Annotated in this window: 14 protein-coding genes and 1 tRNA gene; 6 read left to right on the top strand and 9 right to left on the bottom strand. The window is 61.6% G+C overall.

The window, feature by feature from the left end; genetic code table 11:
- Nucleotides 1–122: 122 nt before the first annotated feature.
- The 4 genes from mnmA (at nt 123) to ACK4FH_RS08645 (ending at nt 2729) form a co-directional block, all read left to right on the top strand.
- Nucleotides 123–1340, top strand: a complete 1218-nt coding sequence (gene mnmA, locus ACK4FH_RS08630; RefSeq protein ID WP_409812705.1) for a tRNA 2-thiouridine(34) synthase MnmA — start codon at nt 123–125, stop codon at nt 1338–1340.
- Between the two features lie 96 nt (nt 1341–1436).
- Nucleotides 1437–2114, top strand: a complete 678-nt coding sequence (locus tag ACK4FH_RS08635) for a class I SAM-dependent methyltransferase (protein WP_409812707.1) — start codon at nt 1437–1439, stop codon at nt 2112–2114.
- Between the two features lie 137 nt (nt 2115–2251).
- Nucleotides 2252–2328 (top strand) — tRNA-Met (locus tag ACK4FH_RS08640).
- Nucleotides 2329–2477: 149 nt separating this feature from the next.
- Nucleotides 2478–2729: a hypothetical protein gene (locus ACK4FH_RS08645; RefSeq protein WP_409812709.1), complete on the top strand. Its 252-nt coding sequence runs from the start codon at nt 2478–2480 to the stop codon at nt 2727–2729.
- Nucleotides 2730–2732: 3 nt separating this feature from the next.
- Here ACK4FH_RS08645 and ACK4FH_RS08650 read toward each other — a convergent pair whose 3' ends face one another.
- Entirely contained in the window at nt 2733–3410 is a 678-nt protein-coding gene (locus tag ACK4FH_RS08650; RefSeq protein ID WP_409812711.1) for a pseudouridine synthase, read from the bottom strand.
- Nucleotides 3407–3772 (bottom strand): GIY-YIG nuclease family protein, encoded by a 366-nt coding sequence (locus ACK4FH_RS08655; RefSeq protein WP_409812713.1) that lies wholly within the window; start codon nt 3770–3772, stop codon nt 3407–3409. Before ACK4FH_RS08655 ends, ACK4FH_RS08650 begins: the two co-directional genes overlap by 4 nt.
- A 29-nt stretch (nt 3773–3801) precedes the next feature.
- Here ACK4FH_RS08655 and ACK4FH_RS08660 point away from each other — a divergent pair, with 29 nt between their 5' ends.
- Both ACK4FH_RS08660 and ACK4FH_RS08665 read left to right on the top strand, forming a co-directional pair.
- On the top strand, nt 3802–4017 hold the full coding sequence (locus tag ACK4FH_RS08660) for a hypothetical protein (protein ID WP_409812715.1): 216 nt from the start codon (nt 3802–3804) through the stop codon (nt 4015–4017).
- A 140-nt stretch (nt 4018–4157) separates the two neighbouring features.
- Entirely contained in the window at nt 4158–4760 is a 603-nt protein-coding gene (locus tag ACK4FH_RS08665) for an exopolysaccharide biosynthesis protein (protein ID WP_409812717.1), read from the top strand.
- 6 nt (nt 4761–4766) lie between these two features.
- Here ACK4FH_RS08665 and ACK4FH_RS08670 read toward each other — a convergent pair whose 3' ends face one another.
- The 7 genes from ACK4FH_RS08670 to ACK4FH_RS08700 form a co-directional block, all read right to left on the bottom strand.
- Nucleotides 4767–5390 (bottom strand): glutathione S-transferase family protein, encoded by a 624-nt coding sequence (locus ACK4FH_RS08670; protein WP_409812719.1) that lies wholly within the window; start codon nt 5388–5390, stop codon nt 4767–4769.
- 128 nt (nt 5391–5518) lie between these two features.
- Complete coding sequence (locus ACK4FH_RS08675; RefSeq protein ID WP_409812721.1) at nt 5519–5722, bottom strand: cold-shock protein; 204 nt, start codon at nt 5720–5722, stop codon at nt 5519–5521.
- A 190-nt stretch (nt 5723–5912) separates the two neighbouring features.
- Nucleotides 5913–6359: a hypothetical protein gene (locus ACK4FH_RS08680; protein ID WP_409812723.1), complete on the bottom strand. Its 447-nt coding sequence runs from the start codon at nt 6357–6359 to the stop codon at nt 5913–5915.
- 25 nt (nt 6360–6384) lie between these two features.
- On the bottom strand, nt 6385–6624 hold the full coding sequence (locus tag ACK4FH_RS08685) for an AMP nucleosidase (protein ID WP_409812725.1): 240 nt from the start codon (nt 6622–6624) through the stop codon (nt 6385–6387).
- Nucleotides 6625–6725: 101 nt separating this feature from the next.
- Nucleotides 6726–7733, bottom strand: coding sequence for a nickel/cobalt transporter (locus ACK4FH_RS08690; RefSeq protein ID WP_409812727.1), 1008 nt, complete (start codon nt 7731–7733; stop codon nt 6726–6728).
- On the bottom strand, nt 7730–8458 hold the full coding sequence (locus tag ACK4FH_RS08695; RefSeq protein WP_409812729.1) for a DUF1007 family protein: 729 nt from the start codon (nt 8456–8458) through the stop codon (nt 7730–7732). Before ACK4FH_RS08695 ends, ACK4FH_RS08690 begins: the two co-directional genes overlap by 4 nt.
- Nucleotides 8412–9551, bottom strand: coding sequence for an acyl-CoA dehydrogenase family protein (locus tag ACK4FH_RS08700; RefSeq protein WP_409812731.1), 1140 nt, complete (start codon nt 9549–9551; stop codon nt 8412–8414). Before ACK4FH_RS08700 ends, ACK4FH_RS08695 begins: the two co-directional genes overlap by 47 nt.
- Nucleotides 9552–9587: the final 36 nt, after the last annotated feature.

Below are 9587 nucleotides of genomic sequence, written 5' to 3' on the forward strand. Positions count from 1 at the left end.
CGCAGGCCATGAGGGCTGATCCGAAAATCTCAATTATTTCATTGGGTTGGGCTTGACGCGCAGGGGCATGGACCCGATATTCCCTGCCGATCCGGCAAGTTTTGCCGGGCAGGAGCCGCTATATGCGCCGCGCATTCGACGAGACCACAGGACTGAACAGCCTCGATCTTCCGGGCCGCCCGGAGGAAACGCGGGTGGTCGTCGCCATGTCGGGCGGGGTGGACAGCTCGGTTACGGCCGCGCTGCTCAAGGAGCAGGGCTACGACGTGGTCGGCATCACCATGCAGCTCTACGATCATGGTGCCGCGGTTTCCCGCAAGGGGGCCTGCTGCGCCGGGCAGGACATCCACGATGCACGCCGCGTCGCCGAGCAGATAGGCATTCCTCATTATGTGCTCGATTATGAAGATCGCTTCCGCAAGGCGGTGATGGATGATTTCGCGGAATCCTATGCTGCTGGCGAAACGCCGATCCCCTGCGTGCGTTGCAATGAACGGGTGAAATTCCGCGACTTGCTCGACACGGCGCGCGATCTTGGCGCTGTGGCGATGGCAACCGGGCATTACATTTCAAGTGCGCCAGGGAAGGCAGGCAGGGAACTGCGCCGGCCGCGCGATCTCGACCGCGACCAGAGCTATTTCCTGTTCACCACAACGCGCGATCAGCTCGACTACCTTCGTTTCCCTCTGGGAGAGTTGACGAAACCCGAGGCACGGGCGCTTGCCGAGCGCATGGGGCTTGGCGTGGCTCAGAAGCCGGACAGCCAGGATATCTGTTTCGTGCCGACTGGCCGCTACACGACGATCGTTCAGCGGCTGAAGCCCGATGCCGCGGGACCGGGCGAGATCGTTCATCTCGACGGACGTGTGCTCGGGCGTCATGACGGTATCATCCACTTCACAATCGGCCAGCGCCGCGGACTTGGCATTGGCGCGGAGGGGCCGGAGAGCGAGCCGCTTTTCGTCGTCAAGCTCGATCCTGCGCGACGGCAGGTCATTGTCGGTCCGAAGGGCGCGCTCGAAACCCGCAAGCTTCATCTGCGCGACGTCAACTGGCTTGGCGACCTGCCGCTCGATGCCTTGCCGCCGGCGGGTATGGATATTCTCGCGCGCGTCCGTTCGACGCGGGAGCCGGTTCCAGCCCTGCTTGTGGCCGAAGAGGGCGGTGCAGTCGTCACTCTCGCGGATGGCGAGGGCGGCGTTGCGCCGGGGCAGGCTTGCGTGTTCTATGATGTGTCCGACCCCGCGCGCGTCCTTGGCGGCGGCTGGATCGCGCGGACCGAGAGCGAGTGGAAGATCCTGGCGGATGCAGCCGGCGTTCCGCTGGCCGCGCGCGCCTGACAACGCATTTTGGCCTTATTCAGTCACTTATAGTGTTGCGGGCGCGGGCCCAAGGGCCCAGAGTTGTGACAGCAAAAATTTACGGGGTGCGGAATTTTGAACGGGATTGTCCGGATAGACGAACAATCGGTCATCAAGGCCTATGCGCGCTGGGCGCCCGTCTATGATTTTTCCTTCGGTCCTATCGCAGATGCCGGGCGCAAGCGCGCCATCGACATCATCAACCAGCGCTCGGGCAGTTTGCTTGAAGTGGGTGTCGGCACCGGCGTGGCACTGCCCCGCTATGCACCCCATCTCACCGTCACCGGCATCGACCTTTCGCCCGACATGCTGCGCATTGCGCGCCAGCGTGTGCGGGAAAAACATCTGACCAATATTGCGGGCATCTACGAGATGGATGCGTCGGAACTCACCTTTGAAGATGCGTCTTTCGATACGGTGGTTGCGATGTATGTGATGACGGTGGTGCCCGATCCTGTGAAAGTGCTGGGCGAGCTTGAACGCGTCTGTGCGCCGGGCGGTGAAGTGCTGATCGTCAATCACTTTGCCCAGGATCACGGATTGCGTGGCTGGATCGAGACCTTCATGGCGCCGGCGGCGCGGGCGCTTGGCTGGCACCCTGATTTTCGTGCCGAGACAATCACCGATGCGACGACTCTCGAACTCGTCGAAACGGTCAAGCTGAGGCCCTTCGGGCTCTTCACCATGCTGCGCTTCCGCAAGGCCGATGAGGCCGGGGCGGGTGCCGCAGGCGAGACCGTCCCCGCTGCCTGAACCCAATTTTCCGGCGATTCACGAGTATCGGCGGGCGCCGCGCGCGCTTGCTTGACAGGCCCGCGTGTCGCCCCTTATATCCGGGTCTCCCCGGAGGCGGATGCGTCACGGGCCGCAGGATTTCGCGGTTTTCCAGGGGCGGAGTAGCTCAGTTGGTTAGAGCAGCGGAATCATAATCCGCGTGTCGGCGGTTCGAATCCGTCCTCCGCTACCACCGCCTTCAACACAGCGTTCGGAAATGATGGCGGGCCCATTTGAGGCGACTGTCTCGGTGGCACGTCAATTGCTGGTTGAGGAGGCAACCCCGGGTGGCGACGCCTGTCGCGGCGTCACTGTGCTGAATTCGAACGATGGTGTCCCAAAATGAACCGGTTTCCGACCCTTACCCGCAAGCGGGTGTTCGCGAGTGTTAGCACGGCAGCGGCTGCCGCAGGCGCAGTTCTGTATGTGCTGGTGAGCGCCACGCCGGCTCACGCCTGTGCCAGCGGGAACTACAATTTCAATTACAACTACAACTACAATTCCAACACGAACATCAACTCGAACTCGAACTCGAATTCCAACTTCAACAGCAATTCGAACTCCGTCATAATCCGTCAAAGCGTTTCGGGTTGATGCCTAGAAGGGGCATGCCTGTTTGAAAGTGCAGGGTTGCCCGTCGGAGGGATGACGGAGAGTCAGTTCCTCGGCATGAAGCTGCAGGCGGGAAGCCGCTGCGAGCGCGTCTCCTTCAGCGTAAAAACTGTCGCCCAGGATCGGGTGGCCGATGCTCAGCAGGTGAACGCGAAGCTGATGCGAGCGGCCGGTGAGCGGCTGAAGTTTCAGCCGCGTCGTGTTGTTTTCCCTTCCGATTACTTGCCACTCGGTGATCGCCGGTCTCCCCCTCGCATGGTCGACTTTCTGCTTTGGCCGGTTCGGTGCATCGGTTGCCAGCGGCAGGTCGATGCGTCCGCTTTCCTCCTCCACCCGGCCCCAGACCCGCGCGATATAGGTTTTCGAGAGTTTGCGTCTTTCGAACTGCAATCCGAGGTGACGCTGTGCGCGCCTGTTCATGGCCATGATCACGACGCCCGATGTCTCCCGGTCTAGACGATGAACGAGCAGCGCCTGCGGAAAGCGATCCTTGGCCCTGGCTTCCAGGCAATCGCGGTGGGTTTCCGGTTTGCCTGCCACGCAAAGAAGACCGCTTGGCTTGGCGAGGACGAGAATTCCCTCGTCCTGGTGCAGCACGGTCAGCCAGGGGTCTGCCGGCGGGCGGTAGTCGAAGCGGGCCGTGGTGCCTGGACCGGTTGTCATTGCGCGCTCCGGGCGGAAGCGGTCTGGGCGCCTGCCTCGCATGCCGCCCGAATCAGCTCCCTCTTGGCGGCGGCGGTAAGCCGTTTTATGGCGTATTCCTCCCGCTGGGCCTCGGCACGGCTTCCAAAGCCCCGGACAAAGACGATCCTTTCGGGCTTGTAGCTGCGGGTGAATTTGGCGCCTTTTCCCGCAGCGTGGGCCCGGAAGCGGGCCTCCAGATCGAGGGTTATCCCCGTATAGAGGCGCCCGCCGGCGCATTCCAGAATGTAGAGGTGCCAGACGCGACTAGCTGAAATTGCGGTTCCATTCTGCGTCACGGCGTCATTTTTCGCTTCTATCGGTGGCCGCGATCCCGCTATCATTTTTCCAGCTCTTGGGGAGGAGCGGGGGAATGAACGAGAATAGCACTCTCAGATATCTGGGCGAAGCCTATGGCAGCGTGAGTTCCAATCTGGAGCTCATCTGGTCGGCACTCGGCAGCGATGTTGCCATCCAGATCTACACGCTCACAGCGGCACTTGTTTTCGCCGGTTATGGCGTTTCATTCGTGCTGCGGAGCCTGCAGGATTTTGCTGGCGCAATGCGCGACGCATTTCGCAGGGCCTGACGGGCCGGACAAGGTCCGATTTGTACGGCGGGCTGCTGAGGCTGCCTCGCGAGTTGGTCTTTGCTCGCATGTATGCCGCAGTGACGCCCGGCTCCAAAGAGTGTTAGATGCTCGCCATTGAGTTGTCTGGCAGCCATCATATGAAAAAGAGACGAAGCGGCGCTATCCGCGGCCTTGCGCAAGTCGGTACGCGCAAGAAGCCTGACGGAAGCACATTCGGCGATGTTCTCAACTCCCTTGGGGACCGCAGTTTCGGCTGGGCGTTCATTCTGGTCGGTTTCACGAACATGCTGCCTTTGCCGCCGGGCGCCAACCTGATCCTCGGCATCCCGATCCTGTTCATTGCGACCCAGATGGCTTTGGGAAGGCCGACACTCTGGCTTCCAGGGTTCATCACGCGGCGCTTCATTTCGCGTGCGCGCTGGCGGGCAGGTGCCCTGACGGCGCTGCCTATTGCGCGGCCGCTCTCGCGCTTCACAAGCATCAGATACACCAGCCTGTTTCAGGGGCGAGCGGAGCGGTTGCTTGGCATGTTGATGCTGGTCACGGGCGTTGCTCTTTGTACGCCTCTGCCGCTCACCGGCTGGCTGCCGGCAATTTCCTGTTTCGTCGTCGGAATTGGTCTCGTCGAGCATGATGGCGCCATCGTCGCCCTCGGCGCGACGATTGGCATTGTCGCCATCGCTATCGCCGTGGCGATGGCTGCCGCAATCTATCTCGGTATCAGCTATGCGAGTGCCTGACGGTGCTTAACCGAGGTCGTATTGTCCGCCACGCTCGATGCCGCGCTTGTAGGCATCGCGCGCCTGCATGCGGGCAAGATAGGCCATGAGGCCCTTGAACGGTGTCAGCAGGCCGAGAGACTTTGCCGCTTCGAGCACGAAGGTGATCTGTATGTCGGCGCCGGTGAGACAGTCGCCGACAAAGAAGTCGCGCGTTCCAAGCTCGTGTTCCAAATAGCCGAAATGATTCCGGGTTTCGCTTTCGAGGCGAGGGCGGAGCGGCGCTGCGGCATCGCCAAGGCGCATCGTATAGAGCGTCAGCATCACGGGCAGCATGGCCGATCCTTCCGCATAGTGCAGCCAGTGCAGATAGGGCACGAAGTCCGCCGAGTCTTCGGCCGGCATCAGCTTGTCGCGGCCATATTTGCGGATCAGATATTCGACGATGGCGCCGGATTCCGCGACGGCCACGCCATTGTCGTTTATGACCGGAGATTTGCCGAGCGGATGAACCGCTTTAAGGCTGTCCGGCGCGAGGTTTGTTGTCGCGTCCCGCTGATAGCGTTTGATCTCGTAGTCTTGCCCCAGTTCCTCCAGCAGCCAGAGGATGCGCTGCGACCGGGAGTTGTTCAGGTGGTGGACGGTAATCATTGACGACCTCGCATTGTTGATGAGCCGACGCTAGCGAGACGCAGGGCATACGTCCAGAACCCGGCGCAAAACGAAAAAGGCCGGACCCTTGGGGTCCGGCCATTCCATTCGCGCTTTTGCAGCGGAATTCAAGCGACGGTTAGGTTTGCCGCCGACGTCTTGCCGCGCTCGGTCACGAGTTCATAATTGACCTGCTGACCTTCGTTGAGAGTGCTCAAGCCGGCGCGTTCAACGGCGCTGATATGGACGAACACGTCGCGGCCGCCATCGGACGGCTGAATGAAGCCGTAGCCCTTCTGCGTGTTGAACCACTTCACAGTACCTGTAGCCATTTCTAAGTCTCCTGTCGCATTTGCATGCGGGATTCACCGCGCGACCATCGCGCGGCGTGTACAACCTGGTCTTTGGGAGTCTTGAAAGGCCCTGAGGGCAATGCAGGCAAGGTAGTCCAAAAGTAAGATTGCCCATCAAGCGAACAGGATAAGGCCGTCCAAGTCAAATCAAAATGAAACCCCGATCGGGTCAGCCGCCGCGCCGGAGCTTCGCGTGAACGGCATCAAGCGCCCGGTCGATAGCGTCCTTTGCGCTGGCGGTCATGCCGCCGCGCTCGTATTGGCGCTTCACCAGCTCTTCGAGCCGCGCGACCATTGCATCGACACTTTCGCCTTCGCGCTTCACGGCGAAGTCCGGCGGCGGAATGCGGTCTGCGTCTCCGTATTTGTTGATCCAGTCTTCGAAGCGCCGCGCCGCATGCAGCACTTCATAGAACTGCCGGCCGGTGTCGCCTTCGCGATTGAAAAGAGAAATGGCAGCCGCGCCAAGAGACACGGGCGCCAGCAGCAGATCCTTCACGCTGTCCATGAGAAGCTTTCCCTGCAACACGGTGACATCCCGCAGCAGAACCCATCGCGTTACCGATGGTGCAAAGGCGTCCATCTCGCCGGAGGTTCTGCCGTGCTCTGCCGTCATGTTGCGGAAATCCGCTTGAGGCTTTCTAGCTGCCGATATTCTTGCGGACGAAGGTCACGGCGTAGAAAAGTTCGCCTTCGAACAGGTCCTTCGGCGCTCCCATGCCTTCGATCATCTGGAATTTGCGCTGAACGATCTGGCCTTCCATGCGATAGCCCTTCTCGCTCATGTTCCGGCGATGGAATTCCATCGCGGCCGGGGTGAAGTCCCGCGCGAGCACGGTGATGCGTTCGGGCAGTTCGCTTGTCTTGGTCTCGTCGGCCATCGGTCTCTCTAGCTCTGATATTCAGCACTGTGCCGGGCATCCGGCGGTTTCGGGCAGTATGAGGCGGGGGGCCTGCCTTGTCGATAGCTTGCCGTCTCCGGTCAGAAAAGGGGTGACGCCGGTGACGCAAGGGAGACCCAGAGAAGCATGACGCCGAGAAGGACAAGGGCGATGCCGCCAGCCAGCCGCAGGCCAAGCTCGAGCCGTTGTGTGCGCGGACTGTCGACCGTGCCGGCGAGGCGCAGCGCCACATTCTTGGAAAACACCGTCAGGATGGCCAGCGCCGAAACGGTAATCGCCGTGCCGACCGACATGGCCACGGCGGAAAGGACGCCGACTGCGAATGCCCCCTGGGTGAGCGCGAAAAGCAGAACGAGGATCGCGCCGCTGCAGGGCCTGAGGCCGACGGAGAGGATCATGGCCGCCATGCCCTTCCAGCCATCTGCCGCGCGGATTTCAGCAGGGGTCGGCATATGCGCGTGTGCATGTCCGTGGTCGCATTCGGCACCATGCGCATGATGGTGTTCATGGGAATGGTCATGCGCGTGATGGTGATGCGCGTGGCCGTGCCCGCGGGCACGGCTGATGGCCTGCCAGATCAACCAGACGCCAATGCCGGCGATCAGTACGAAACTTGCCCGCTCGATGATCGGGACCGCACCTGCGGTGCCCCGGCTCGACATGCCGATCATCATGGCGAGGATGCCTACGACGAGGATGGCGGTCACGGCCTGGGCAAAGGCAGAGAGAAAGGCGAGCAGGATGCCACGCCGAACATCGCGTTCGTCGGCAAGAAGATAGGAAGTGACGACGATCTTTCCGTGACCGGGGCCTGCAGCGTGAAATACGCCATAGAGGAACGAGATGGAGACAAGGCCCCAGACGGCCGCCGCCGACTGCTGCAGATTGACGGCCCGCAGCGCGCCCGCCATGGCGCGGTAATATTCCTGCTGCATGGCAATGATGTAGCGCGCCAGATCGGCATAGAAGCCCGGCTCGGGTGGCGGCGCGGCCTCGGTGCCCGGCACGGCGAAGGGACTTTGCGCCAGCGCGGGCAGGGCAGGGCCAAGGAGGGCGGCTGCGATTATCAGTGCAACTCTACTTCTCATGAGCCCGGCGGACAGGTAACGGTGACGATGGTCGCAAAATTGGCGCCAATCCGGGAGTTCGCGTCGGTAAAGGCGGTTTCCGGCAGGCCGATCCAGACATTCTCGACATTCGGCGTTTCGCTCACGATGGAGCATCCCTCCGGAACCTTGCCGGTCATGCGGACCGGATCGGTCCTCTCATACTCGATGGAGATGTAATAGGTGGGATCGTAGATCCGTAGCCGCAGCGGCGCCGCTTCTTCAGGCGCCAGCGGTTCTTTCAGCGGAACGGTGAACGAGAGTGACAGGCGTCCGCTCGTGTCATCCCATGTGGACTTGCCGTCCTCAGCCGCGCCGAGCGCAACACTTTCCGCGCCCGACGTGATGTCGGTGAAATAGTCCCATTCGGCAAGGTTCTGAAGATTGATCCCGGCAAGTTCAGCAAGATACTCGGGGTCATATTCCTTGCCGTTTCGCGGTGCGCCTTCCAGCGCGAAGGCGGAGTAGAACTCGTCGAAAGTCCAGGCGATTTGAATCGAGGCGACGCGGCCTTCATCGTCGAACCGGAGTTCCGTCCGCATGTCGATCCAGACATGCGGGTGAGCTAGAGCAGGGGAAGCAGGCACAAAGAGAACGGCCAGCGCAAAAAGCACTGCAACGAAACCACTTGTGCCGCTTGCCCTTGCCAGCACTTTACTTTCAGTACCCTTCGAGGTTTGCGAAGCGGTCGCGGTGGAAGTTGCCATCGCCGAAGCTGGCGGCGGCGACGCGGGCGCGCTTCATGAAGAGGCCGACATCGAACTGGTCGGTCATGCCCATGCCGCCATGCATCTGCAGGCCCTCATTGGTCATGAGGGTGGCGGTGTCGGAGAGCCGCGCCTTGGCGAGGCTCGCAAGCAGCGGCACGTCGTTGCGGCGGCCCTCGATGGCCGACAATGCGTCGAGGACCACAGAGCGGCAAAGCTCGATTTCGGCGAAGAGCACCGCCATGCGGTGCTGCAGCGCCTGGAACGAACCGATGACCTTGCCGAACTGCTTGCGCTCCTTGAGATAGGCAAGCGTCGTGTCGAAAGTTTCCTGCACGAGACCGAGCATTTCGGCGCAGAGGCCGATGCGCGCAATGTCGAGCACCTGTTCGAGAACGTCGTTGCCACCATCGATCGAGCCGAGTACGGCCGATGATGGCACTGAGACATTCCTGAACTCGACATTTGCCGCGTTTCGGCTGTCGACCATATGCGTGCGCGTCACTTTCACGCCGTCGGCGTTGGGGTCGACGAGGAAGAGTGTGATGCCGGAGCGGTCGTTGACGTCGCCGCTGGTGCGGGCGACGACGATCAACTGATCGGCGACGTGCCCGTCCAGCACGAAGGTCTTCTTGCCGGAGATACGGAAGGACGAACCATCGGCTTCGGCCCGCGTCGCAATGCGGGTCGGGTTGTGGTGGGGGCCTTCCTCGAGCGCCAGCGCCATGATGCGGTCGCCAGCGGCGATGGCCGAGAGGATTTCCTGGCGCTGCGTTGCGTTGCCCGCAAGCTGCACGGCGGAGCCGCATAGCAGGACCGTCGAAACGAGCGGCGTTGCGGCCAGCGTGCGGCCAGCTTGTTCGAGCACGAGGCCGAGGCCGACCGGACCGAACTCCGTGCCGCCGTACTTCTCGGAAATCATGATGCCGGCAAATCCGAGATCGGCCATTTCCTTCCATGCCGCGCGATCGAAGCCCGAAGCATCCTTGCTGTCGCGGAGCTTGCGCAAATTGGCGACCGGCAGGCGCTCCTGAAAGAACTGCGTTGCGGTGTCGCGGAGAAGCTGTTGCTCCTCGGTCAATACAAGTGCCATCTGTTCCAGATTTTCTTTTGTTGTTTCAAATGAGCG

The sequence above is a fragment of the Parvibaculum sp. genome (assembly GCF_046297875.1).
Classification (GTDB): Bacteria; Pseudomonadota; Alphaproteobacteria; order Parvibaculales; family Parvibaculaceae; genus Parvibaculum.